This is a genomic window from Marixanthomonas sp. SCSIO 43207 (assembly GCF_019904255.1).
In the GTDB taxonomy this organism is placed as follows: domain Bacteria; phylum Bacteroidota; class Bacteroidia; order Flavobacteriales; family Flavobacteriaceae; genus Marixanthomonas.
In genome coordinates this window covers 1,055,422-1,080,198 of record NZ_CP063203.1, presented here as the reverse complement: position 1 = coordinate 1,080,198, position 24,777 = coordinate 1,055,422, and the positions used below count along the sequence as shown (strand labels likewise).

General features: G+C 34.5%; 22 protein-coding genes. 15 read left to right on the top strand and 7 right to left on the bottom strand.

All coding sequences use genetic code 11. The features are described 5' to 3' along the window. Position 1: 1 nt before the first annotated feature. The 8 genes from INR76_RS04975 to INR76_RS04940 all read left to right on the top strand — a co-directional run bounded on the left by INR76_RS04975 (position 2) and on the right by INR76_RS04940 (position 6,902). Positions 2-391 carry a VOC family protein gene (locus INR76_RS04975; RefSeq protein WP_223109555.1) on the top strand — a complete coding sequence of 130 codons (390 nt, stop codon included), beginning with the start codon at positions 2-4 and terminating at the stop codon, positions 389-391. A 49-nt stretch (positions 392-440) separates the two neighbouring features. Beyond that, entirely contained in the window at positions 441-839 is a 399-nt protein-coding gene (locus INR76_RS04970; protein WP_223109554.1) for a TM2 domain-containing protein, read from the top strand. 163 nt (positions 840-1,002) lie between these two features. Then, positions 1,003-2,505: a PAS domain-containing sensor histidine kinase gene (locus INR76_RS04965; RefSeq protein WP_223109553.1), complete on the top strand. Its 1,503-nt coding sequence runs from the start codon at positions 1,003-1,005 to the stop codon at positions 2,503-2,505. Next, on the top strand, positions 2,492-2,899 hold the full coding sequence (locus tag INR76_RS04960) for a response regulator (protein WP_223109552.1): 408 nt from the start codon (positions 2,492-2,494) through the stop codon (positions 2,897-2,899). The genes INR76_RS04965 and INR76_RS04960 overlap by 14 nt, the downstream gene beginning before the upstream one ends. A 59-nt stretch (positions 2,900-2,958) precedes the next feature. Beyond that, positions 2,959-3,675 (top strand): flavodoxin family protein, encoded by a 717-nt coding sequence (locus tag INR76_RS04955; RefSeq protein ID WP_223109551.1) that lies wholly within the window; start codon positions 2,959-2,961, stop codon positions 3,673-3,675. Between the two features lie 54 nt (positions 3,676-3,729). Continuing rightward, the gene (locus tag INR76_RS04950) at positions 3,730-4,497 is read left to right on the top strand and encodes a DUF1206 domain-containing protein (RefSeq protein WP_223109550.1); all 768 of its coding nucleotides are present in this window, start codon (positions 3,730-3,732) and stop codon (positions 4,495-4,497) included. Between the two features lie 90 nt (positions 4,498-4,587). Further along, positions 4,588-6,030, top strand: a complete 1,443-nt coding sequence (locus INR76_RS04945) for an MBOAT family protein (protein ID WP_223109549.1) — start codon at positions 4,588-4,590, stop codon at positions 6,028-6,030. A 2-nt stretch (positions 6,031-6,032) separates the two neighbouring features. Continuing rightward, positions 6,033-6,902, top strand: coding sequence for a hypothetical protein (locus INR76_RS04940; RefSeq protein ID WP_223109548.1), 870 nt, complete (start codon positions 6,033-6,035; stop codon positions 6,900-6,902). Between the two features lie 5 nt (positions 6,903-6,907). On the opposite strand, the gene INR76_RS04935 is transcribed toward INR76_RS04940, so the two are convergent. The 3 genes from INR76_RS04935 to INR76_RS04925 all read right to left on the bottom strand — a co-directional run bounded on the left by INR76_RS04935 (position 6,908) and on the right by INR76_RS04925 (position 10,538). Continuing rightward, on the bottom strand, positions 6,908-8,728 hold the full coding sequence (locus tag INR76_RS04935; RefSeq protein WP_223109547.1) for a lysophospholipid acyltransferase family protein: 1,821 nt from the start codon (positions 8,726-8,728) through the stop codon (positions 6,908-6,910). A gap of 70 nt (positions 8,729-8,798) precedes the next feature. After that, on the bottom strand, positions 8,799-10,055 hold the full coding sequence (locus tag INR76_RS04930) for an aspartate kinase (protein ID WP_223109546.1): 1,257 nt from the start codon (positions 10,053-10,055) through the stop codon (positions 8,799-8,801). Next, positions 10,056-10,538: a GNAT family N-acetyltransferase gene (locus INR76_RS04925; RefSeq protein WP_223109545.1), complete on the bottom strand. Its 483-nt coding sequence runs from the start codon at positions 10,536-10,538 to the stop codon at positions 10,056-10,058. It lies immediately after the preceding gene. A 78-nt stretch (positions 10,539-10,616) separates the two neighbouring features. Between INR76_RS04925 and fbp the strand changes: the two genes are divergently transcribed. Next, entirely contained in the window at positions 10,617-11,624 is a 1,008-nt protein-coding gene (gene fbp / locus INR76_RS04920) for a class 1 fructose-bisphosphatase (RefSeq protein WP_223109544.1), read from the top strand. A 56-nt stretch (positions 11,625-11,680) separates the two neighbouring features. On the opposite strand, the gene INR76_RS04915 is transcribed toward fbp, so the two are convergent. Then, on the bottom strand, positions 11,681-12,109 hold the full coding sequence (locus INR76_RS04915) for a TerB family tellurite resistance protein (protein WP_223109543.1): 429 nt from the start codon (positions 12,107-12,109) through the stop codon (positions 11,681-11,683). A gap of 138 nt (positions 12,110-12,247) precedes the next feature. Here INR76_RS04915 and INR76_RS04910 point away from each other — a divergent pair, with 138 nt between their 5' ends. The 5 genes from INR76_RS04910 to INR76_RS04890 are packed head-to-tail and all read left to right on the top strand — an operon-like array spanning position 12,248 to position 18,776. Further along, entirely contained in the window at positions 12,248-13,276 is a 1,029-nt protein-coding gene (locus INR76_RS04910) for a ligase-associated DNA damage response exonuclease (protein ID WP_223109542.1), read from the top strand. Further along, entirely contained in the window at positions 13,273-14,865 is a 1,593-nt protein-coding gene (locus INR76_RS04905) for an ATP-dependent DNA ligase (protein WP_223109541.1), read from the top strand. Before INR76_RS04910 ends, INR76_RS04905 begins: the two co-directional genes overlap by 4 nt. Beyond that, positions 14,862-17,321 (top strand): ligase-associated DNA damage response DEXH box helicase, encoded by a 2,460-nt coding sequence (locus INR76_RS04900; protein WP_223109540.1) that lies wholly within the window; start codon positions 14,862-14,864, stop codon positions 17,319-17,321. Before INR76_RS04905 ends, INR76_RS04900 begins: the two co-directional genes overlap by 4 nt. Continuing rightward, positions 17,318-17,953: a ligase-associated DNA damage response endonuclease PdeM gene (gene pdeM, locus INR76_RS04895; protein ID WP_223109539.1), complete on the top strand. Its 636-nt coding sequence runs from the start codon at positions 17,318-17,320 to the stop codon at positions 17,951-17,953. The genes INR76_RS04900 and pdeM overlap by 4 nt, the downstream gene beginning before the upstream one ends. 22 nt (positions 17,954-17,975) lie before the next feature. Beyond that, positions 17,976-18,776, top strand: coding sequence for a tryptophan-rich sensory protein (locus INR76_RS04890; protein ID WP_223109538.1), 801 nt, complete (start codon positions 17,976-17,978; stop codon positions 18,774-18,776). An 8-nt stretch (positions 18,777-18,784) separates the two neighbouring features. Here INR76_RS04890 and INR76_RS04885 read toward each other — a convergent pair whose 3' ends face one another. The 3 genes from INR76_RS04885 to INR76_RS04875 are packed head-to-tail and all read right to left on the bottom strand — an operon-like array spanning position 18,785 to position 21,335. Then, on the bottom strand, positions 18,785-20,137 hold the full coding sequence (locus INR76_RS04885) for an NAD(P)/FAD-dependent oxidoreductase (RefSeq protein WP_223109537.1): 1,353 nt from the start codon (positions 20,135-20,137) through the stop codon (positions 18,785-18,787). A gap of 3 nt (positions 20,138-20,140) precedes the next feature. After that, on the bottom strand, positions 20,141-20,923 hold the full coding sequence (locus tag INR76_RS04880) for an SDR family NAD(P)-dependent oxidoreductase (protein ID WP_223109536.1): 783 nt from the start codon (positions 20,921-20,923) through the stop codon (positions 20,141-20,143). Continuing rightward, positions 20,901-21,335, bottom strand: coding sequence for a DoxX family protein (locus INR76_RS04875; protein ID WP_255592856.1), 435 nt, complete (start codon positions 21,333-21,335; stop codon positions 20,901-20,903). Before INR76_RS04875 ends, INR76_RS04880 begins: the two co-directional genes overlap by 23 nt. A 105-nt stretch (positions 21,336-21,440) precedes the next feature. Between INR76_RS04875 and mfd the strand changes: the two genes are divergently transcribed. Next, positions 21,441-24,773, top strand: coding sequence for a transcription-repair coupling factor (gene mfd, locus INR76_RS04870; protein ID WP_223109535.1), 3,333 nt, complete (start codon positions 21,441-21,443; stop codon positions 24,771-24,773). Positions 24,774-24,777: the final 4 nt, after the last annotated feature.

The window sequence follows — 24,777 nt, the reverse complement described above, 5'->3', positions numbered from 1 at the left end:
AATGAAAAAAAGAGTCACAGGTTTAGGTGGATTTTTCTTTAAAACCAAAAACCCGAAAGCAGTAAAAAATTGGTACAATAAACATTTGGGATTAAATACAGATGATTATGGTTGTACATTTTGGTGGAAGGATGAAGAAGGCAATAAATGTTCAACACAATGGAGTCCTTTTGATGAAAAAACCGAATATTTTAAACCTAGCGAAAAGCAGTTTATGATGAATTTTCGCGTTGAAAACTTAAAAGAGCTTTTAGAAGTTCTTAAAGAAGAAGGCGTAACAGTAGTAGGCGAAATAGAAGAATATGATTATGGAAAATTTGGCTGGATATTAGATCCTGAAGGAAATAAAATTGAACTTTGGGAACCTATTGATAGTGCTTTTTTAGAATAATTTTTTCTATTTTTACGTATTATCTATTTCATAACCAACCAAAAAAACCATGGAAGAAAACAAAAACGAAGGTTACGACAGCACAAAAAAAAGAATGGACGATACTGCTGAGAATATTGAAAACGAAGCAAAAAGTACGGCCAATGAATTTAAAGAAGGCTGGAATCAAGCCACAAACAGCGGTGATAACAAAAAACTTATGGCCGGGATCTTAGCCATAATATTAGGATCTCTTGGTATTCACAAATTTATTTTAGGATATAACAAAGAAGGTATTATTCTACTTGTAGCTACTTTAATTGGTTATGCCACATCTTGCCTAGGTGTTGGTTTTTTTATTTTAATGGCTACGGGAGTTGTTGGTCTTATTGAAGGTATCATTTACCTTACAAAAAGTGATGAAGAGTTTTACAACACTTATCAAGTAGGACAAAAGCCTTGGTTTTAATTATATTATAAATTAGGCTTTGTGTTTTATTTACCTGCATCCTTTTCACTTGTTTTTTTTATAAAGAAATAAGTGAAAAGGATTTTTTATAAAACTTTATTAAACTTTATACCGTATATTTTAAATAGAATACTTTTTAAAAACTCCTCAATTTAAAAGCTTTATGAATATTAATGCCCCAAAAAACGCTAAAACACATAACAACAATCGTATTTTCAGCTTTATGCAAGAAGCTGCCAAAATTGGTAGCTGGGAAGTAGACCTTATAAACAATGAGGTATATTGGAGCAAAGTAACAAAAGAGATTCATGAAGTTGAAGCCAATTACCAACCAAGCCTTGAAGAAGGTATAAATTTTTATAAAGAAGGTCAAAACCGAGAAAAAATTGCAGAGCTTTTTAATAATAGTGTAGAAACCGGTGAGAAGTTTGATGGCGAATTTCAAATAATAACTAATGACGGCAAAGAAAAATGGGTGCGCTCTATTGGAGCACCTATTTTTGATGATCAAAATAATTGTATAAGGGTTCAAGGTGTTTTTCAAGATATTGATGAAAAAACAAGAGCATTAAAAAAAATAGCTCTTAATGAAGAAAGGTTCAGAAAAATATTTGAATATGCTCCCAACGGAATGGCATTGGTAGCTATTGACGGTTCTTGGCTTCAGGTGAATGAAACTTTGTGCAATATGATAGGATATTCTCGTGAAGAGTTATTACAATCTACATTTCAGGAAATAACACATCCAGATGATCTATTTTTAGATACGTCACTTCTAGAAGAAATGCTTAACAATACACGAGATCGTTACAAAATTGAAAAAAGATATTACCATAAAGACGGTTCAATTGTTTGGGCACTTCTTTCAGTATCACTAGTAAAAAACAACGAAGGAAAACCTTTATATTTTGTTTCTCAAATAAATAATATTACCGAGAGAAAAAAAGCAGAAAAACAAAATGATGAGTTGTTAGAAACTACAAAAGACCAAAATATGCGGCTTCTTAACTTTGCTCATATAGTTTCTCACAACTTACGATCGCATTCAGGTAATCTAGAAATGCTTCTTAATTTAATGCAAATAGACCTTCCGGAAGCGACAAATAATGAGTTTTTTCCAATGCTTAAAAGCGCCGTAAACCACCTACAAGAAACCATTGAGAATCTTAATGAAGTTGCGATTGTTAATACAAAAACAGCTGAAAATTTAACTTCAGAAAATGTATTTAATTACATTCAAAAATCAATTAATAGTTTGCATCCTCAAATACTGGAAAGTAATGCTACATTTCAAAATAACGTTGACAAAAACATTCAAATAAAAGGAGTACCTGCTTTTTTAGATAGTATCTTTTTAAACTTTTTTACAAATAGCATAAAATATAAAAGCCCCGATAGAAATCCTTTAATACATATTAATGCTGAAGTTAAAGACAAGTTTGTTATAATTAGTATTAAAGACAATGGGTTGGGTATAGACTTAAAGAACTATGGAGAAAAACTCTTTGGGATGTATAAAACCTTTCATAACCATACAAGTGCAAGAGGATTGGGTCTATTTATCACAAAAAACCAAATTGAAGCAATGGGTGGAAAAATAGAAGTTGAGAGTGAGGTTAATAAAGGAACAACATTTAAACTATATTTACAAAATGAAAAAAATTGATCTAGCCTGTATTATAGACGACGACCCTATTTTTATTTTTGGAGCCAAGAGAATGATGCAATTATCAAATTTTTGCAATGGTTTTTTAGTATTTAATCACGGAAAAGATGCATTAAATCACTTAAAACCTTTAATGCAAGAAGATTCTTCAGATGCGTTTCCAGATGTAATTTTATTAGACCTAAATATGCCCATTATGGATGGCTGGCAGTTTCTTGACGAATTTATAAAGGTTGAAACCACCAGAAAAATTACCATTTACATTGTAAGTTCTTCTATAGATCCTGCAGATTTTGAAAAATCTCAAAAGTACTCACAGGTTAAAAATTTTGTAATCAAACCTATTTCTGAAGATAAAATTAAGTTCATTATGGAAGATTTTAATTCAGATTAGCTTCATTGTTAAGTTCTTTTCAGTAGTTTTAAATTAAAGTTTATCAAAAAACTACTACTATGGCTTCAAAAAAACCAGATTTCAGCAACCTGAAGGCTCTCTACATTAATTGTACGTTAAAGAAATCTCCACGAATGAGCCACACGAGAGGTTTAATAGATGTTTCTGCAACTATAATGAAGTCTGAAAATGTTTCAGTAGAAATTATTCGGTTTGTAGATTATGATATTGCACCGGGAGTGTATTATGATATGACCCAACACGGTGTAGAAAAAGATGCTTGGCCTGATATCTGGAAAAAAATTGATGCCGCCGACATTTTAATTATTGGTACTCCTATATGGTTGGGCGAGAAGTCTTCTGAAGCTACAAAACTCATTGAACGTTTGTATGCTATGAGTGGCAAGCAAAATGATAAAGGACAATATTATTTTTACGGAAAAGTAGGTGGTTGCATTATAACCGGAAACGAAGACGGGATTAAGCACTGTTCTATGAATCTACTATATTCGTTACAGCACGTTGGTTATAGTATTCCGCCACAAGCAGATTGTGGCTGGATAGGTGAAGCCGGTCCGGGACCAAGCTATATGGATAAAGAAAGTGATGCAAAAAATAATAGCTTTACCAATCGTAATACTACATTTATGACATATAACCTCTTACATTTAGCAAAAATGCTAAAAGAACAAGGTGGGTATTCTGCCTACGGAAACTCTCGTGCAGATTGGGATGACGGGACTCGTTGGAATTTTGAAAACCCTGAGTATAGATAATTTTTTTAATCACAATTCAAGTCTTACTTTGTGTAATTGATTTTTAAAAAACCAATGGGAAATAAGAAACAAAATTTTGCTCGTTTTGGTGTTGCCACAAAGGGTTGGGTCTATTTTTTAATAGGCACGTTAACAGCCTTTGCTGCTTTTGGACTTGGGGGAGAAAAATCAGGTAGCAACAATGCGTTAGATTTTATTTCGCAACAGCTTTTTGGTAAAATCTTACTCATTATTACCGCTATTGGGCTTGTTGGTTATGTTTTTTGGCGATGCTATCAAGCAATTACAGACCCCAACGGAATTGGAACCGGCTTTAAAGCAATAGTTAAACGAGTAAGTTATTTTATAAGCGGTGTTTTTTATTCATTCTTAGCTTTTTCTGCTATTAAACAAGTGTTGGGGAGCGGCTCAAATGGCGGTGATAACTCTTTATTTATGCAAATGCTTAATTCAAAAAGTGTTGCTATTATCATTGGTGCGGCTTTGTTAGGTAAGTCTTTTTATGAGTTTTACCAAGCCTATTCAGGGAGTTTTAGGAAAGAAGTAAACGAAGCAGGTTTGAGCAATAAAGCAACAAAAATAATTATACCAGCTGCCAAAATAGGTTTTACTGCCCGAGGAATTGTAGTGGGCATTATGGCATATTTAATTTTTAGAAATGCTTTCTCTGCTTCTGTAGAAGAAGTAGATAAAACTCAAGCTTTTGATTTTCTTCAAAATGAATTTGGATCTATGATAATGGGAATCATAGCTGTAGGTTTAATTCTGTATGGTGCTTTTATGCTCATTAAAGCAAAATACAGCAGTTTAAGTATAGATTAGATTCTTGAAGTAATAATCTATCCTACTTCTATAAACTTTAATCTATATTTGAAAAAATAGATTTCAAGTTTTAGTCATTAGATAATTTATATGCTCTTTAACTCCATAGAGTTTGCTGTTTTTTTACCAATCGTTTTTATTCTCTATTGGTTTGTATTTAATAAGAAAATATCTTCTCAAAACAGTTTATTAGTACTTGCGAGCTATGTGTTTTATGGTTGGTGGGACTGGAGGTTTCTTTTTCTGATAGTATTTAGTTCGCTTATTGACTTTATTTTAGGCATTCAACTCTCCAAAACTGAACGAAAACCAATTAGAAAATCATTGCTTTTAATAAGTGTTTTGGTAAATATTGGGTTTTTAGGCTTTTTTAAATACTTCAATTTTTTTGCTGAAAGCTTTGCCAATGCTTTTACATTTTTTGGGCAACATATAGAACCAACTAGGCTTTCTATAATTTTACCTGTTGGCATTAGTTTTTATACCTTTCAAACACTTAGCTATACAATCGATGTTTACCGAAATAAACTAAAACCAACCACAAACCCTATATCATTTTTTGCCTTTGTAAGCTTTTTTCCACAACTCGTGGCTGGTCCTATAGAACGTGCTACCAGTTTGCTTCCTCAATTTTATAGAAAAAGAATTTTTAAAAATGATGAAGCAACAGATGGTATGAGGCAAATTCTTTTAGGGTTGTTTAAAAAAATTGTCATTGCAGACAATTGTGCTGTTATTGTAAATAGCATATTTGAAAACCCAGAAAGCTATTCGGGGAGTGTGTTATTTTTAGGTGCTGTATTATTTTCTTTTCAAATTTATGGAGATTTTTCTGGCTATTCAGATATTGCTATTGGTACAGCGCGGTTATTTGGTTTCAACCTTATGAAAAACTTTGCGCTCCCCTATTTTTCTAGAGATATTGCAGAGTTTTGGAGGCGTTGGCATATTTCACTTTCTACCTGGTTTAGAGATTACGTTTACATTCCGTTAGGAGGTAGTAGAGGAAATTTAACGCTAAGATTAAGAAACATTTTTATCATTTTCATTGTTAGCGGATTTTGGCACGGTGCCAACTGGACATTTATTATTTGGGGAGCGTTACACGCTTTATTTTATATACCGTTTATGGTTTTTAATCAACATAAAAAACATACTGATATTGTAGCAAAAAGAAGCCTTTTCCCAAGCTTTTCTGAACTCATGAAAATTCTCTTTACGTTTACACTTACAACACTGGCTTGGGTGTTTTTTAGAGCAGAATCTGTTACTGATGCCGCTTTATATTTAAAAGGAATTTTTTCTGAATCATTTTTTACAGTTCCAGAACTAATTCCTTTAGAGTTATTTGGGCTAATTGCTTTGTTAATTATTATGGAGTGGCTTAGGAAAGATTATGAACATACATTTTCAAAACTTCAACATCAATTAAACAAACCATTAAGATGGTGTTTTTATGTGAGTATAATTGTTATAATTTATTTTTTCGGAAACACCGATGAAGCTATTGAATTTATTTACTTTCAATTTTAATCATGAAGGCGTTTCTTAAAAATATAGGTTTATTTTTTCTGCTGTTAATAGGTATTAACGTGATTCTTTATGTATTAATTGAGCATATATATATAAAAGATTATTACAAGGTTGATTTGAATCAAAAGGAATATCTTTTAGCAGATTCACACGGCTATCATGTAGGAGATTTAAATGAAACCAATGGAATTTATAATCTATCCCAAAAAGGTGATTCTTATGAAGATTTGAAACGAAAACTTATATTTTTAATTCGTAATTCTGAAATTGAGAGACTTTACCTTTCGGTTGATGATCACACTTTATCACCTAGTAGAGAAGACAGTAACAATAAGGAACTTTCGGTATATTTTACACAACATCAAGACTTTGAATCGTATGGTTCATATATCAATGAAAAATATTTAAAAAGGTATGTCGTTTATTTTAATTCAAAATACAGCTCTATTTTAAAGCATTATTTCAAAAACAAACTTGCGTCAATATTTTCTTCGGCTCAAGAACCAGTAGCTTGGTCAAAACTTTCTAAAGAAGAAAAAAACATCCTAAGCAATGAGCGTTTCAACACCTATTTCACTCAAAGAAATAAATCTAAAAAGCTTCTCAGTTCACTTATTACAATCATTGATTTATGTAAAAAAAACAATGTTGAGTTAATTGGAGTTAAATTTCCGCTTACTTCATCATATAACAATGTGTTGGGCAAAAACAGTTTTAAAGCAGATAGTTTGTTTAACGAAAAAAACCTACACGTATTAGATTTTAAAGAAGCTTTTTTGAAACAAGACTCCTTGTTTATTGATCAAGATCATTTGAATACTGCCGGAGAAAAGGCTTTTAAAAAACTATTGTTAAAGTATCAAAACCGCTAAGTGTTTTACTCTTCTTCTTTTTTACCACCGTTATTGGCATATTTTTTTTCAAGCTCTTCTTGAAATTCTTCCATAACAGGTTTTACTGTGCTTTCTGGTAAATCTGCTATACGTATGTACATCAACCCATCAACTGCGTTATTAAACAATGGGTCTACATTAAAAGCAACAACTTTGGCGTTTTGTTTTATATATTTTTTAATCAAAACTGGAAGCCGTAAATCCCCTGGTTCAACTTCATCAATTATTTTGTCAAATTTGTTTAAATCTGCCTCACTTTCATCAAAAATAAAATCTTTATCGGCGTCTTTTAATGTGACTTTGTACTCTTTTTTGGGTTTTATATACTGTGCTACATAAGGATCATAATAATTTGATTTCATAAACTCAATCATCAAGCTTTTACTGAAATCTGAAAATTTGTTACTAATGCTTACACCACCAATTAAATAACGGTGATTTGGGAAACGTAAAGTAGTATGTACAATTCCTTTCCATAGCAAGAAAAGAGGCATAGGCCTAAGTTGATATTCTTTAATAATAAAAGCACGGCCCATTTCTATACTTTTACTCATCATAGGATACAACTCTTGGTCAAAACGAAATAAATCCTGTAAATAGAAACCGTCAATACCAAATTGTTTAAAAATTTGTTCTCCTAGCCCCATTCTATAAGCACCTACTAGTTTTCTGCCATCTGTATCCCATAAAAACATATGATGATAGTAAGCGTCAAAATCGTCTAGATCAACCGCGTTGTTTGTTCCTTCACCTACCTCTCTAAAAGTTATTTCACGTAATCTCCCTATTTCACGTAATATATTGGGTATGGTTTCTGCTTGAGCCAAAAACACTTCATAGTTTTTACTTATAAGCAGTCTCTTATCTTGTTTACGGAGGTTTTCAATTTCAGATTCCATTGCTTCAACAGGAATGGGACCTGCTATTTTCTTTGGCAATTTGGGTATTTTTAATGATTGCGGAAGTGTTTCCAATAGTTTTTTCTTCTGAAAAGGATTGGCCAACACGTATGTTTTTCTTCGTAAAAAGTTGGTAAAATCTTGTAATGATTGATGTTCGGCTTGATCCTTTGGCGAAATTGCATTTCCAATACGTACTTTAATAACCCGTTCTTTTTGAGTCAATAACTCTGAAGGTAATTTTGCCGTTCGTAAGGTATCATTCAGCTTTGCCATTCTATAAAACAACTTGCTGTTTTTGGCGTGAAAATAAATAGGAACCACAGGTACCTCAGCCTTTTTTATAAGTTTCATTGCAGCCTGTTCCCAAGGTTTGTCTACAACTAGTTTACCGTCTCTGTATGTTGAAACTTCACCGGCAGGAAAAATCCCTAAAGGATGTTCTCCCTGTAAATGTGCCAATGCACTTTTAAAACCCATTACACTAGATTTTACATCCTTTCTATCTTCAAAGGGGTTTACGGGCATTACATAGGGTTTGAGTGGTTCAATTCTATGTAATAAAAAGTTTGCAATTATTTTAAAATCGGGTCTGTGCTCTAGTAATAGTTTAAGTAAAAGAATACCGTCAATACCGCCCAAAGGATGGTTTGAAATTGTTATAAAGGGTCCTTTCTTGGGGATTCTTCTTAAATCTTCTTCAGGGATTTCAAAATTAATTTCAAATTCTTCTAGAAGCGCATTAATAAACTCAAGATCTGACAGGTGCTTATTTCGGTTATAAATTTTATTGAGTGTAGAAATATTCAACACTTTCATAAGAGACCAGCCCAAAAAAGTGCCCAAAAACCCGAATTTATCGACATTTATGGCCTTTGCAACTTCTTTAGCATTAACTAATCCCATAGAGTTTTTTGATTTTGAACGTGTTGCCTTTTTATTGATAACCAACACAAATATAGCGAAAGCAATTCAACTAATTTTGTACAATAACCTGTACTGTGTCTCTGCTTTCTTGTTTTAATAAAAGTTTTTTGTTTTCGGTCAAGGCCTTAATTTCAAGAGGTGATGAATGTCTTACTGTGTAGAGTGTTACTCCTTCATTCCACTTTACTTTGAATTTTTCACGCAATTTTACCAAAAGTTTATCGAGTGTATTATACTTATTTGAAACACAAACTGAGAAACTTATAGCAGAATTCTGAATTAATTCTACCTTCATTTTATAGTCGTGCAACATTTTGAAAACCTCACTAATATTATCTTCCATCATAAAACTGAAGTCTAAAGATGAAAGGGAAATCAACACCAAGTCATTTTTTAAAATAAAACACGATGTGTGAGGGTCTAGCGTTACACCCTTGCCTACACAAGTACCAGCGTCTGTAGGACTGTAGAATGATTTAACATACAAAGGAATTTCTTTGCGTTGTAAAGGTTGCAGCGTTTTTGGGTGAATTACAGATGCGCCGTAAAATGCCAATTCAATTGCTTCTCTATAAGATATTTTATTGAGTAATTGTGTTTTTGAAAAGTAACGCGGGTCTGCGTTTAAAACTCCAGGAACATCTTTCCAGATAGTTACCGATTCTCCATTTAAGCAATACGCAAAAATTGCTGCAGTGTAATCACTCCCCTCACGACCTAAGGTTGTTGTAAAGTTGTTTTCGTGTTCTGCTCCCAAAAAACCTTGTGTGATTGTTATTCCGGTTGGGCTTACTTTATTAATAATTCGTTTTTGGGTTACATCCCAATCTACTTTTGCATCACGATAATTGGCATCGGTTTTTATACATCCACGTACATCAAGCCAAGTGTTTTTAATGTTTTCTTCTGAAAGATATGTTGAAACAATTGTAGTTGAAATTAACTCGCCATAACTCACAATTTGATCATAAACAAAAGCATGATTTTTAGATTTTGAACTAGCCAAAAATCCTTTTAGTTGATTAAATAAGCCTTGTACAGCTTCATAAACCGCATGTTCCTTATTAGGGAATAAATCATTTAAAATAGTATAATGATAGCTTTCAATTGCGTGTAAGTGATCTTTTAATGTATCACTTTTTGCCAAATGAGCGGTAACTACTTCTTCAAGGGCATTGGTCATTTTTCCCATTGCTGAAATAACGACTACCAAATTTTTTTCACCCGTGGTTTTTAAAACATGTACCACATTTTGTACTCCCTTTGCATCTTTTACAGACGCACCTCCAAACTTGAATATTTTCATTTATAGGTTTTCAACAAATTTTTTAATTCCTTCCTCATCCATTTGTACCGTATACCATTGTTTTTGTAATTCGGCACCTGTGTCTTCGTAGAATTTAATTGCATTTTTATTCCAGTCTAGTACAATCCACTCTATACGTTTAACACCGTGTGATGCTCCATATTTTATCACTTCAGAATATAATGCAATACCCAAACCTTCTCCTCTGTATTCTTTTTTTACCATTAAATCTTCTAGATGAAGTGTTTTTCCTTTCCACGTAGAAAACCGAAAGTAAATTAATGCCATCCCAACTACTTCGCCATCTTGTTTTTCGGCAATAAAGCAGTCAAATAATGGATCTTCGCCAAAGCCTTCTTTTACTAGATCGTCTGTAGTAATTTCTACTTCATGTTCCATTTTTTCATAATCTGCCAACTCCTTTATTAAATGTAATACGGCCGGCATGTCTTTTTTGGTACTTTTGCGAATATTGAAATCCATCTTTTTTCGGTTTAATTAAAATACGCTTTAGACAAAAATATCGATATTTGCGACTAAAATCCATCTATTAAGATAAAAATGGCAAACAAAAACAAAACCCTAGGCGAATTTATCATTGAAAATCAAGAAGAATTTAAATACTCTTCGGGTGAATTATCACGGTTAATCAATTCTATTCGCTTGGCTGCAAAGGTTGTTAATCACGAAGTAAACAAAGCAGGATTGGTAGATATTTTAGGCACTGCAGGTGATCAAAACGTTCAAGGTGAAGATCAGCAAAAACTAGACGTCTATGCCAACGAAGCTTTTATTAACACACTAACTAATAGAGAAATAGTTTGTGGAATTGCCAGTGAAGAGGAGGATGACTTTATTACAATTAAAGGCCGAAATGAAAAAAATGACAACAAATATGTTGTATTAATTGATCCTCTAGATGGTTCGTCAAATATTGATGTAAATGTTTCGGTAGGGACTATTTTTTCTATCTATCGTAGAGTAACCCCATCTGGATCTCCAGTAACACTAGACGACTTTTTACAGCCGGGTAACCGCCAAGTTGCTGCCGGATATATTGTATATGGTACTTCTACAATGATTGTTTATACTACAGGCCACGGTGTAAACGGCTTTACATTAAACCCTGCCATTGGCACGTATTACTTGTCACACCCTAATATGAAGTTTCCTGAAAACGGTAACATTTACTCGGTTAATGAAGGTAATTATGTTCATTTTCCGCAAGGGGTAAAAGATTATATAAAATATTGCCAAAAGGAAGAAGAAAATCGCCCGTATACTGCACGATATATAGGTTCGATGGTTTCAGACTTTCATAGAAATTTAATTAAAGGTGGAATTTACATCTACCCAAGCACTTCAAAAAATCCTAATGGAAAACTACGGTTGTTATATGAATGTAATCCTATGGCTTTATTAACAGAACAAGCCGGCGGAAAAGCTAGTGACGGTTATAATCGTATTCTAGACATACAACCAACAGAACTACATCAACGTGTTCCTTTTTTCTGCGGAAGTATCAATATGATGGAAAAAGCAGAAGAGTTTATGCGTAATGCGAAGTAAAAAAAATCCGAAGCTATTTTGCTTCGGATTTTTTTTATGTATAACTCTTTTTATACTTAATCTTCTTTATTTAAAAGATATCTGTAATCTTCAAGATTTAAACCACCGTCATAAATTTCAATAGAGCGTTTTATTAGTTTTTGAGCCAACTCGGCAGAATATCCCAAACCAATAGCATAACGCTCAATTAAAAAGCGTTCATGATCATCTATTTCATGATCTGCAAAAATCATTTCAAATAAATCATGCATACGCTCTAAGCGCTTATCTGCAGAATTAGGAGGGTTGATAGGATATTTTGATGGGTCTTTAACAACCATTTGATATTCATCTTCATCAATATCCAATTTTCGAGCAAAACGTTTCAATAGTTTTTCTTCTTCTTCATTCAATTCACCATCAATTGCTGCAATGTTTGCTATTGAAGCAAAATGACTTAGGTTTCTAGAGTGGTGCCCACTTTCAAAAAGATCTGTAAATGACATAGTATAATATTAAACTACAAATATAAAATATTTACAAGTCTAGTGAAGCACTGTATTCATATTTTGTTTAAACTTTTCTTAATTCTGAAAAAAAAAGTAGGTAAACCATTATTTTTAAGGTGCTATGAAAAAAAACGTATGAAACAACCCTTACTTGTTTTTAATGATAAAGGTATTTATTGTCAACAAGCCAATGTATATATTGACGCTTGGCGACCAGTAGATAAATGCATCGTTACTCACGGGCACGCAGACCACAGTCGTTGGGGACACAAACAATATATCACGCACACCAATAATGTTTCTATCATTAAACATAGGCTAGGAGATATTAAAGTAACCGGTAAAGAATGGAATGAAACCTTTACTATAAATGGAGTTACCTTTTCATTACATCCGGCAGGGCATATTGTAGCATCATCACAAGTGCGAGTTGAATATAAAGGTGAAGTATGGGTGTTTACAGGTGATTTTAAAACTGAAAACGATGGCGTAGCAGAACCCTTTGAGCCTATAAAATGCCATACATTTATTACCGAATGCACTTTTGGTCTTCCTGCTTTTAAATGGGCGCCACAAACTGAAACTTTTTCAGAAATAAACACTTGGTGGAACACCAATAAACAAGAAGGAAAAACCTCTGTTTTATTTGGTTACAGTCTTGGTAAAGCACAACGGCTTTTAAAACATTTAGACACATCAATTGGTACTATTTACACACACGGTGCCATTGAAAACATGACCGAAGTGCTACGAGACAAGTACTCATTCCCTCCTACCACAAGAGTAACTCGCGATACTAAAAAAGAAGATATAAAAGGCAATATAGTATTAGCGCCTCCAAGTGCTCATGGCGGAACGTGGATACGAAAAATGGTTCCTTTTGTAACTGCTTCGGCCAGTGGATGGATGACTTTTAGAGGGGCTCGTAGACGAAGAGCCATTGATAAGGGATTTGTATTAAGTGATCACGCAGATTGGAATGGTTTATTAAACACGATAAAAGCAACCGGTTGTGAAAAAGTCATTGCCACGCACGGGTATACAGATATTTTTTCAAAATATTTAAGAGAAGAGTTGGGTTATGATGCACGAACTGAAAAAACACAATATGAAGAAGAATCTTCTGAAACCGAATCTGTAAAAGACAAGGAGGCAACCTCATGAAAAAGTTTGCTCAACTCATAAAAACCATTGATAGCACAAATAAAACCAATGTGAAAGTTGCTGCATTAACAGCGTATTTTCAAACAGCACCAGATAAGGATAAGCTGTGGACCATCGCTATACTATCGCATAGACGCCCCAAAAGACCCGTAAACACCACCTTGTTAAGAGAATGGGCTACCGAACTTAGTAACATTCCGCTTTGGTTATTTGAAGAAAGTTATCACATTGTAGGTGATCTAGCCGAAACAATTGCATTAATACTACCTAAAAATGAAGCTTCCAGCTCAAAATCATTGGCAACCTATATTTCAGAAATACAAACTTTGCGTACACTTCCTGAAGCTGAAAAAAAGGACTATTTGCACACCAACTGGATGCGTTTAAATTATTATGAGCGTTTTGTGTTCAATAAAATTATTACCGGAAGTTTTCGTATTGGTGTAAGTCAAAAATTAATGACTCGTGCTTTATCCAAAGCAACCAATATTGAACAAGACATTCTTGCCTATAAACTGATGGGGAATTGGACACCCGATACCACTACTTTTCAGAAATTGATTTTAGAAGAAAACGAAGAAGATTACCTCAGCAAGCCCTATCCATTTTACCTTGCATATGCTGTTGAAGATAATTTTCAAGAAGAATTGGAGGATATTTCAGAATGGAGTTTTGAGCACAAGTGGGATGGTATACGAGCTCAAGTAATCATCAGAAATAACGAAGTATTTGTATGGTCACGTGGCGAAGAATTAGTGACAGACAAGTATCCTGAATTTCAACGTTTTTTAAAAGAAATTCCTAATGGCACCGTATTAGACGGAGAGATTCTTCCCTTCGGAAATAACACCATTGGTAACTTTAAGGACCTTCAAACCCGCATTGGGCGTAAAAACATTACCAAAGCACTCCTAAAAAAGACACCCGTAATTTTAACAGCCTATGATTTACTAGAATGGAAAGGCAAAGACATTCGTAAAAAACCATTTGTAGAGCGCAGAAAACTATTAGACGCATTAATAAACAACTGCAATTGTGACAAAATTGGTTTATACTTAAGTGAAACCATGCAATTTTCATCTTGGGAAGCTGCTGCCCGTGAACGCAACTTGTCTAGAGAAAAAAGAAGTGAAGGGTTAATGCTTAAGAAAAAAAACTCTCCTTATCTCGTAGGAAGAAAAAAAGGTGATTGGTGGAAATGGAAAATAGACCCATTTACAATAGACGGTGTACTTACCTACGCTATGCGCGGTCACGGGAGAAGAGCAAATCTTTACACAGATTATACTTTTGGATTGTGGGATGGAGATGAATTGGTCACATTTGCAAAAGCCTACTCAGGTTTGACCGATGCCGAATTTAAAAAAGTAGACGCTTGGATAAAACGAAATACGTTAGAACGTTTTGGCCCGGTACGCAGCGTAACCCCACATCACGTGTTTGAAATAGCTTTTGAAGGTATTGCAGAAAGTAAACGCCACAAGAGTGGTGTAGCCACTCGTTTTCCACGAATTGTCCGTTGGCGAAAAGACAAACCCATTGAAGAAGCCAATACCTTGGACGATCTTAAAGCCTTAATCCCTAAGTGAAAAAAAAAGATTTAATAGCAATTGCTGAAACATGGTTTCAGGAAAAAAACTGGAAACCATTCCCTTTTCAGAAAAAAACTTGGAATGCTTTTCTACAAGGCAAAAATGGCTTGTTAAATGCTCCTACCGGGAGTGGAAAAACCTATGCATTGTGGGCACCGATTGTTTTAAAATATATTAAAAACAACCCCGATTATAAATCAAAAAAGGAAAAAGGAATAAAAGCCATTTGGATTACACCTTTGCGGGCACTTTCAGTAGAAATTCAACAAGCTGCACAACGATTTGCAGATGATTTAGAAACTGGTTTAACCGTTGGTATCCGTACGGGAGATACTTCTCAAAAAGAGCGAGCCAAACAAAAACGCTCGATGCCAGATTTGCTCATTACCACTCCAGAAAGCTTGATGTTATTACTAGCTAGTAAACGATATGCAAAAATGTTTAAAACACTTACTGCTGTAGTCGTTGATGAGTGGCACGAGTTATTGGGCAGCAAACGAGGTGTACAGATGGAACTGGGTTTATCTCGTTTAAAAACAATTTGTCCCAAACTTAGAATTTGGGGTGTTTCGGCTACAATAGGAAATCTAGAACAGGCTCAACAAGTTTTACTAGGCACTGATGAAACCACACTCAATCAATCTGTTTTAATTAAAGCTACACGAAAGAAAAAAATAAAGATAAAATCCATTATTCCTAAAAAAATGGAAACCTTTCCGTGGCGTGGGCATTTAGGACTTCATCTTCTGGAAGAAATTGTACCAATTATTAAAAAAAGTAAGACTACGATAATCTTTACCAACACACGTGGGCAGTGTGAAATATGGTTTCAGAAATTATTGGAAAAACATCCCGAATTTGCCGGCGAACTAGCCATGCATCACGGTAGTATTTCAAAAGACACCAGACTTTGGGTAGAGCAAGCCATTAGAAATGAATCGCTAAAAGCTGTAGTAGCAACTTCAAGCTTAGATTTGGGTGTAGATTTTGCTCCGGTAGAAACAATCATTCAAATTGGTGGTCCTAAAGGTGTTGCCAAATTTTTACAACGTGCCGGAAGAAGCAACCACAGACCCGGAGAAGCCTCTGTCATCTATTTTTTACCCACACACGCATTAGAATTAATTGAAGCTTCAGCATTAAAAAGAGCTGTAAAAGAGCGCGTAATTGAAGACAGAATCCCTTACTTGTTAAGTTTTGATGTTTTAATTCAATATTTGGTAACTCTAGCAGTAAGTGACGGATTTTTTCCTTCTGAAATAAAAAAAGAAATTAAATCAACATTCTGTTTTCAAGGAATCACAGACGAGCAGTGGAATTGGTGCCTTAACTTTATTACCATTGGCAGTCAAAGCCTTCAAAATTATGATGAGTACAAGCGTGTAGAAGTAACTCCTGATGGACTTTTTAAAGTAGAAAGCCGAAGAGTTGCCATGATGCACCGCTTATCTATTGGCACCATTGTAAGTGATAGCATGCTTTTGGTAAAATATGTAAGTGGTGGTTTTATAGGCACTATTGAAGAGTTTTTTGTTGGTAAAATGAAACCCGGTGACACCTTTGTTTTTGCAGGACGAACGTTAGAGTTGGTGCGACTGCGTAATATGGTGGCACAAGTAAAACGCTCCAAAAAGAAAAGTAATAATGTGGTGAGTTTTATGGGTGGTCGTATGACACTTTCTTCTCAAATGAGCGAAATTTTAAGAGAAGAACTACAAAGTGAAGCAGAGCACAAACATCAAACTCCAGAATTAAAAGCCTTAAAACACCTTTTTGCACGTCAGGAAAAGGAAAGTATCATTCCAAAAGAGAGCGAGTTTTTAATTGAGTCATTTAAAACACGTGAAGGGTATCACACCATTTTTTATCCTTTTGAAGGTCGTTTTGTACACGAAGCAATGAGTGGTTTACTTGCCTATCGCTTAAGCTTATTAAACCCAATTACCTTTTCACTAGCTTATAATGATTATGGATTTGAATTGCTTAGTGATCAACCGGTGAATGTACAAGAGCTTATTGATAATAATCCCTTTAGCACAGAATATTTGTTTAGTGATTTGCAAAAAAGTATCAATGCAACCGAATTGGCACGAAGAAAATTCAGAGATATTGCAGTTATTAGCGGGTTGGTTTTTCAAGGCTACCCAAACAAAATGGTTAAAACAAAACACCTACAAAGCAGTAGTCAATTATTGTTTGATGTATTTAGAGACTATGAGGCTGATAACTTATTATTTCAACAAGCCTTTAGAGAAACCTATGAGCATCAACTAGAAGAAGGTAGATTAAGGCTAGCTTTAGAAAGAATTAACGGTCAAGAAATCATCTGGAAACAATGTACCAAACCTACTCCGTTTAGTTTTCCTATTATAACAGATAGGTTAAGAGAAAAGTTATCTTCGGAAAAATTAGCAGACCGAATTAAAAAAATGAAATTGAAATTAGAAAAATGATGCAAGACATTACTATTTGTGATGAAATATTTGGTCTAGACCCAACCGGAGCAATCTTTTGGCGCAATCAAGATATGCTATTAATTGCAGATGTTCATTTTGGTAAAGTGGCTCATTTCAGAAAATATGGAGCCGCCGTACCTTCAAAAGCTTCTTCAACAAATTATAAAAAATTAGAAGAAGCAATTGCACGACACAACCCTAGTACAATTTGCTTTTTGGGTGATTTGTTTCATAGCACCTTAAACAATGAATGGAAATTATTTGAAACGTGGACCCAAAAAACCAAAGCAGATATTATTTTAATTAGCGGAAACCACGACATAATCTCTCCTCACAAATTTGAAGATTTAGGGATTCAAGTGGTTAATGAACTTCAGATTAAAAAATTTTTATTAACCCATCACCCAACCGAGCGGGATGGATATTTTAACTTTTCAGGACATATTCATCCGGGTATTAAAATGCAAGGAAGCGGAAGACAGTCTATAAAATTGTCTTGTTTTTACAAAACGAAGCAACAGTTAATTTTGCCTGCCTTCGGAAACTTTACCGGAAAGCACATTTTACATCCTTCAGAAAATGATACGGTTTACGCAATTGTAGAAGGAGAAGTAATTTGTTTATCATAACTTTTATTATATTTAATCATCTATGAAAAAAACACTACAAATTGCCAACATCATCGCATTTATAGCAACTGTTTTTGTAAACTATCTATCAAATACTGGAGCTATTAATAATACAACTATTGGTGAAGTTTCGGCCTCGATGAACACCTTATTTACACCGGCAGGGTATGCATTTTCTATTTGGGGTCTTATTTATTTATTGCTTTTAGGATTTGTTGTGTACCAAAGTCGCAGTTTGTTTACCAGTGTACGAGACGATGCTTTTATACTAAAAACCGGCTGGTGGTTTGTCCTCTCGTGTGTTGCCAATATGGTATGGGTTACTTTTTGGTTATATGGTTATATAAGCTTTTCTATAATAGCCATGTTTGTTCTTTTATATTCTCTACTTAAAATAGTTGTAAATAATAGTATGGAGCTATGGGATGCGCCCATTTCGGTAATTACTTTTTTATGGTGGCCCTTTGTTTTTTACAGTGGTTGGGTTACAGTTGCAAGTATTGCCAATGTAGCTGCTTATTTAAGTAGTATTAGCTGGGATGGTTGGGGTTTTTCTGAAACTTCTTGGACAGTACTTATGATTATCATTGCCGGCATTATTAATCTTGCTGTTACTTGGAAACGTAATATGCGCGAGTTTGCCTTAGTAGGGGTTTGGGCATTAGTGGCTATTGCCGTTGCCAATTGGGAAAATAATCTTCTTGTTGTATATACAAGTTTGATTACAGCTACAATTTTATTTATAAGTAGCGGTATTCACGGTTTTAAAAATCGAAAAACCAGTCCTATAGAAAAATGTAAAGAGTATATAAGAAAAGAATAACAGCTTTATCAAACCATTCCTTTAATATCGTTACCCCAAGTGGGATAAGCAAAAATCATAGCTTTTAAATCTTCGCATTTCAGTTTACCGCACATTGCCAATACAAATAAGTTAATCATTTCTCCGGCTTGATGCGAAATAATATGAGCTCCCAAAATGAGTCGAGTCTCTTTATCAACAATAGTTTTATAGGCATACACTTCTTCATTAATACGCTTAGAGTTAAACCATTTAGGAACACTTTTATATTCTACAACATACTCGTATCCGTTTTTCTGGGCTTCTTCTTCGGTTAAACCAATAGCTGCCATTTGGGGAATTGTAAAAACAACCGATGGAACCGGCGGAAAATTCATTTCAATCATTGATTTATTACGAATGTTTTCTGAAACGATTCTCGCCTCTTGAGAAGAAGTGGGCGTTAAGGGCAGCGAACCACTTGCCGAAACATCACCACAAGCAAATACAGAAGGGTTGCTAGTACTTTGAAGATACTCATTGACAGATATTCCATCTTTTTCAAACGCTACATTACCTTGATCTAAATCTAAATCAGCTATGGAAGGAACACGCCCGGCTGTATTAAAAACCATTCTGGCTTTGATTGAATTTTCTGTTCCATTTTGATTGTAAACCACTCTATAATTTTTCTGAAGCTGTTCTACTTTTGTGACTTCTGCGTTAAAAATAAAGTTGATTCCCAATTTTTCTGAAGCCTCTGTAAGATGACTAACCACATCTTTATCAAATGGTGCAAGGGGTCTAGAGCCAAACTCAACCACAGTAACTTTTGCACCACATCGAGCAGCTATATGGGCAAACTCCATCCCAATGTATCCGGCACCTACAAAAACGATGCTTTCAGGTAATTCTGGCAAATCAAGAAAATCATCACTTATTTTTAAATATTCTCTACCCGGTATTTTAAGTTGCATTGCTGTTTGTCCCGTTGCAATGACAATTTTCTTTGTTTTTACAGTTTTTCCTTCAACAGAAAGTGTATTTTCATCTAAAAAACGAGGAGACTGGTGATACATTTTTATACCAGCTTCTTTTAAATCACGTTCAGTTGCGGCAGGTACTGCATCTGTAAATGTTGATTTAAATTTTTGAATATCACTCCAGTTTATTTCTGGTGTAGAAACAATCCCTTTTCCTTTTAAATTTGCTGAAAGTTGCATTGCTTCGGTTACACCAACCAATACTTTTTTGGGATCACATCCTCGATTTGCACACGTACCTCCAAACTCCCTATTATCTGCTATAGCAACACGCATTCCGGCTTCTACGCAATCATAGGCTACACTTTTGCCGGCTGTTCCGCTTCCTATTACAAAAACATCAAATTCTTCAATTGCCATCTTTTATATTGTTTTGATTACACCGCCATCTACTCGAAGTGCTGCACCATTTGTTGCCGAAGCCAACGGACTTGCAACATAAGCAACCATAGAAGCTACTTCTTCTGGAGCTGCAAATCGTTGAATAATTGAGGTTGGCCGTTCGGTATTAAAAAACTCTTGTTCTACTTCCTTTTTAGTTTTTCCATCTTTAATGCCGGTCATTTCTTTTACCCCATTTGAAAGTGTAGGTCCTGGTAAAACACTGTTAACCGTAACATTGGTTCCTTTAGTGGTTTCTGCGATTCCCCTAGAAATAGCCAGTTGTGCTGTTTTTGTCATACCATAATGAATCATCTCTACAGGAATGTTTATCGCACTTTCGCTAGATATAAAGATGATACGTCCCCAATTATTTTCCATCATCTTGGGTAAAAAAGCTCGTGATAAACGCACACCGCTCATTACATTTATATCATAAAACTGTTGCCACTCTTCGTCTGGTATATCTAAAAACTCATTAGGATTAAAAATTCCTACATTATTTATGAGGATATCAACCTCTTTTACTTCTTCAATAAGTTTACCTACTTCAACAGGTTTTGAAAAATCACAAATTACACCACTTACAGATGCATTTTTAACGCTTTTTTCTATGGCGCTTTTTGCGGTTTGTATAGATTGTTCACTACGTCCGTTTAAAATAACGTGTGCGCCTTCTTCAGCAAATAATTTTGCAGTTGCATAGCCAATTCCTTTGGTTGACCCTGTTATAAGTACTCGTTTATCTTTCAGTTTTAAATCCATCAATTTTTTTTCTTGCGTTTGTATCGATAGACCAATAATTATGGTCTAAGTTTTTTAATAATAAAAAGAAAAAGATTGCATACACCATTTGGGTTCCTACGGCTCCCCAATCTTCTTTAAAAGCAGAACCTAAGATTAATAATGCAATTAAAAATCCTCCGGCAGCGGCTGCATGTTTTGTTTTCCAGCCTATTAACAGTAGACTTCCTATAATAAATTCAATAAAAGGTATACTAAATGCAAATGGGGTAATCAACATTTCAGGTAAGTAGGTTTCAGAAAAACCTTTTACTATTCCGTTTGCAAAAGCTTCCAATTTAGGTATCCTAACTAATCCGTGGACCAATAAATTAATCCCGATGGTTATTCGGGCAATAAAAAATGCTAACTGATTATTACTAATCTTTTTCATATTAACTAAAATTACTCAATGCAAAATCCTAATTGTGTTATGAAAATGATAAAACTCTGTAGCCTTGCTGATAATAAAGTTGTAAGATAGTATCTTTGCGCCTTTATGAGCAAAACGGTTGTAAATTCACTTTTTTCAAAGTCTCCTCAAGCTGGGAAACTTGGGGAAGCTATATCAAATTCTGAAAAAAAGACTTCTATTTCAGGATTGGTTGGCTCTGCTACTTCTATTGTTATTGCTGAAGTTTTTAATACTTCAGAAAAACCCTTTTTACTCATTTTGAATGACAAAGAAGAAGCAGCCTATCACTTAAACGATTTGGAAAACTTACTGGGAGATCAAAACGTCCTTTTCTACCCTGGAAGTTATCGGCGACCCTATCAAATTGAAGAAACCGATAATGCCAACGTTTTGTTGCGTAGTGAAGTGCTAAACCGCATCAACTCTCGCCGAAAACCCGCAATAATTGTAACGTATCCTGAAGCACTTTTTGAAAAGGTGGTTACCAGAAAAGAACTGGAAAAAAACACCTTAAAACTAAAAATAGGTGAAGAAGTTTCAATTGATTTTGTAAATGAGGTTTTGTTTGAATACAAGTTTAAGCGCACCGATTTTGTAACCGAGCCCGGAGAGTTTTCTGTACGTGGTGGTATTCTAGATGTGTTCAGTTTTAGTAATGATGAGCCATATAGAATTGAGTTTTTTGGTGATGAAGTTGACAGTATTCGCACCTTTGATGTAGAAACACAACTGAGTGACGCACAACTGAAGAAAATTTCTATCATTCCCAACGTTGAAAACAAAATGATGGAAGAAACCCGAGAGAGTTTCTTAAAATATATTGCATCAAAAACAATTGTTTTTCTGAAAAATGAAGAAGTAATTAGCAGCAGTATTGACAAACTTTTTGAAAAAGCAACTCAAGCATTTAACGAAGCCTCTGGCGAAGTAAAACAAAGTAAACCAGCAGAACTTTTTTGCACTTCTGAAGTTATAAATAAACAACTTTCTGAATTTTCAACGGTACATTTAAGCAGTAAATCTGAGGCAAATTCTATTTCGTTTAATACAAAACCTCAACCTTCTTTCAATAAGCAATTTAATCTATTGATTGAAAACCTAAATGCAAATGTAGAGAACGGTTACAAAAATTATATTTTTTGCAGCAGTGAGCAACAAGCAAAACGCTTTCATGATATTTTTGAAGATGCTGAGCAACACGTAAGTGAATATCAAACCGTTGTATTTCCTTTATATCAAGGCTTTATTGATGATGACCAAAAAAATGTGTGTTACACAGATCATCAAATTTTTGAGCGTTATCATAAATTTCAGCTTAAAAACGGATATGCAAAAAAACAAGCCATCACCCTAAAAGAATTAACCAATCTTGAAGTAGGTGATTATGTAACACATATTGACCACGGAATTGGAAAATTTGGCGGTCTCCAAAAAATCGATGTTGAAGGTAAGCAGCAAGAAGCCATTAAGCTTATTTATGGCGAACGTGATATTTTATACCTCAGCATTCATTCGCTTCATAAAATCACAAAATACAACGGAAAAGACGGAAAAGAACCCAAAATATACAAACTAGGAAGCGCCGCCTGGAAAAAACTAAAACAGAAAACCAAGAAACGGGTTAAAGAAATTGCATTCAATTTAATTGAATTATACGCAAAACGCCGACTACAGAAAGGTTTTGCATATGATCCAGACTCCTATTTACAGTTAGAGCTAGAGTCTTCTTTTATGTATGAAGACACACCAGATCAATCTACCGCAACCGACGATGTAAAACGCGATATGGAAAGTGAGCAGCCTATGGATCGCCTCATTTGTGGTGATGTAGGGTTTGGAAAAACCGAAGTTGCCATTCGTGCTGCTTTTAAAGCCGTAGACAACGGAAAACAAGTTGCGGTATTGGTTCCTACCACTATTTTGGCATTTCAACATCATAAAACCTTTCAAGAACGATTGGCAGAAATGCCTGTAAACGTAGATTATTTAAACCGTTTTAGAACTGCAAAAGAGCGTAAAAAGGTTTTAGAAAATCTTAAAAACGGAACACTAGACATTGTTATTGGTACGCACCAATTGGTTAATAAATCGGTTGAGTTTAAAGACCTTGGTTTATTAATTATAGATGAAGAACAAAAGTTTGGTGTTGCTGTAAAAGACAAACTAAAAACTATAAAAGAAAATGTAGATACCTTGACCTTGACTGCAACACCTATTCCTCGTACGTTGCAGTTTAGCTTAATGGCAGCAAGAGATTTATCAGTTATCACCACACCACCGCCTAATCGCTATCCGGTAGAAACCCATGTAATCCGTTTTGGTGAAGAAAGTATTCGTGATGCTGTTCGGTATGAAATATCACGTGGTGGTCAAGTATACTTTGTTCATAATCGTATTGAAAATATAAAAGAAGTTGCCGGAATGATTCAACGCTTAGTTCCAGATGCAAAAATAGGCATTGGTCACGGACAAATGGATGGTAAAAAACTAGAAAAACTCATGCTAGGTTTTATGAACAATGAGTTTGATGTATTAGTTTCAACCACCATTATTGAAAGCGGCCTGGATGTACCAAACGCCAATACTATTTTTATCAATAATGCGAATAATTTTGGATTGTCAGACCTACACCAAATGCGCGGTCGCGTAGGTAGAAGCAATAAAAAAGCCTTTTGTTATTTTATTACACCTCCCTATTCGGTAATGACAGAAGACGCTAGAAAACGAATTACAGCTTTAGAACAATTTTCAGAATTGGGTAGCGGTTTAAACATTGCTATGAAAGATTTAGAAATCCGTGGCGCCGGTGATTTATTAGGTGGTGAACAAAGCGGTTTTATAAACGAGATTGGTTTTGAAACCTATCAAAAAATTCTTTCCGAAGCTATTGATGAATTGAAAGAGAAAGAATTTAAAGATTTATATGAAGGCACCGAACACGAGAAAAAAGACTTTGTAAAAGAAACTGTGCTTGATACTGATTTTGAATTACTATTTCCTGATGATTATGTAAATAGTATTACAGAACGATTAAACCTATACACAAAGTTAAACGAACTACAATCTGAAGAAGAGCTTCAGCAATTTGAAAAAGAATTAATTGATCGCTTTGGCGAACTTCCTGAAGAAGCTGTAGACTTATTAAACAGTGTTCGTATTAAGTGGATTGCCATTAGAATGGGACTAGAACGCATTGTAATGAAGAAAAATAAGTTGGTCGGTTATTTTGTGAGTGATCAACAAAGTGCATACTATCAAAGTCCGGCGTTTACAAATGTGTTGCAATATGTTCAAAACCATCCACAACGAGTAACAATGAAAGAAAAGAAAACCCGTAACGGTTTGCGTTTGTTGTTAACTTTTGATAGAATTACTTCAGTAAATAGAGCCTTGGATGCGTTAGCTCCTTTTAGATAAAATT

Excerpts from the sequence above, each read along its gene's own strand:
- INR76_RS04975 (WP_223109555.1), top strand. The coding sequence starts at position 2 with ATGAAAAAAAGAGTCACAGGTTTAGGTGGATTTTTCTTTAAAACCAAA.
- INR76_RS04970 (WP_223109554.1), top strand. The coding sequence starts at position 441 with ATGGAAGAAAACAAAAACGAAGGTTACGACAGCACAAAAAAAAGAATG.
- INR76_RS04965 (WP_223109553.1), top strand. The coding sequence starts at position 1,003 with ATGAATATTAATGCCCCAAAAAACGCTAAAACACATAACAACAATCGT.
- INR76_RS04960 (WP_223109552.1), top strand. The coding sequence starts at position 2,492 with ATGAAAAAAATTGATCTAGCCTGTATTATAGACGACGACCCTATTTTT.
- INR76_RS04955 (WP_223109551.1), top strand. The coding sequence starts at position 2,959 with ATGGCTTCAAAAAAACCAGATTTCAGCAACCTGAAGGCTCTCTACATT.
- INR76_RS04950 (WP_223109550.1), top strand. The coding sequence starts at position 3,730 with ATGGGAAATAAGAAACAAAATTTTGCTCGTTTTGGTGTTGCCACAAAG.
- INR76_RS04945 (WP_223109549.1), top strand. The coding sequence starts at position 4,588 with ATGCTCTTTAACTCCATAGAGTTTGCTGTTTTTTTACCAATCGTTTTT.
- INR76_RS04940 (WP_223109548.1), top strand. The coding sequence starts at position 6,033 with ATGAAGGCGTTTCTTAAAAATATAGGTTTATTTTTTCTGCTGTTAATA.
- INR76_RS04935 (WP_223109547.1), bottom strand. The coding sequence starts at position 8,728 with ATGGGATTAGTTAATGCTAAAGAAGTTGCAAAGGCCATAAATGTCGAT.
- INR76_RS04930 (WP_223109546.1), bottom strand. The coding sequence starts at position 10,055 with ATGAAAATATTCAAGTTTGGAGGTGCGTCTGTAAAAGATGCAAAGGGA.
- INR76_RS04925 (WP_223109545.1), bottom strand. The coding sequence starts at position 10,538 with ATGGATTTCAATATTCGCAAAAGTACCAAAAAAGACATGCCGGCCGTA.
- fbp (WP_223109544.1), top strand. The coding sequence starts at position 10,617 with ATGGCAAACAAAAACAAAACCCTAGGCGAATTTATCATTGAAAATCAA.
- INR76_RS04915 (WP_223109543.1), bottom strand. The coding sequence starts at position 12,109 with ATGTCATTTACAGATCTTTTTGAAAGTGGGCACCACTCTAGAAACCTA.
- INR76_RS04910 (WP_223109542.1), top strand. The coding sequence starts at position 12,248 with ATGAAACAACCCTTACTTGTTTTTAATGATAAAGGTATTTATTGTCAA.
- INR76_RS04905 (WP_223109541.1), top strand. The coding sequence starts at position 13,273 with ATGAAAAAGTTTGCTCAACTCATAAAAACCATTGATAGCACAAATAAA.
- pdeM (WP_223109539.1), top strand. The coding sequence starts at position 17,318 with ATGATGCAAGACATTACTATTTGTGATGAAATATTTGGTCTAGACCCA.
- INR76_RS04890 (WP_223109538.1), top strand. The coding sequence starts at position 17,976 with ATGAAAAAAACACTACAAATTGCCAACATCATCGCATTTATAGCAACT.
- INR76_RS04885 (WP_223109537.1), bottom strand. The coding sequence starts at position 20,137 with ATGGCAATTGAAGAATTTGATGTTTTTGTAATAGGAAGCGGAACAGCC.
- INR76_RS04880 (WP_223109536.1), bottom strand. The coding sequence starts at position 20,923 with ATGGATTTAAAACTGAAAGATAAACGAGTACTTATAACAGGGTCAACC.
- INR76_RS04875 (WP_255592856.1), bottom strand. The coding sequence starts at position 21,335 with ATGAAAAAGATTAGTAATAATCAGTTAGCATTTTTTATTGCCCGAATA.
- mfd (WP_223109535.1), top strand. The coding sequence starts at position 21,441 with ATGAGCAAAACGGTTGTAAATTCACTTTTTTCAAAGTCTCCTCAAGCT.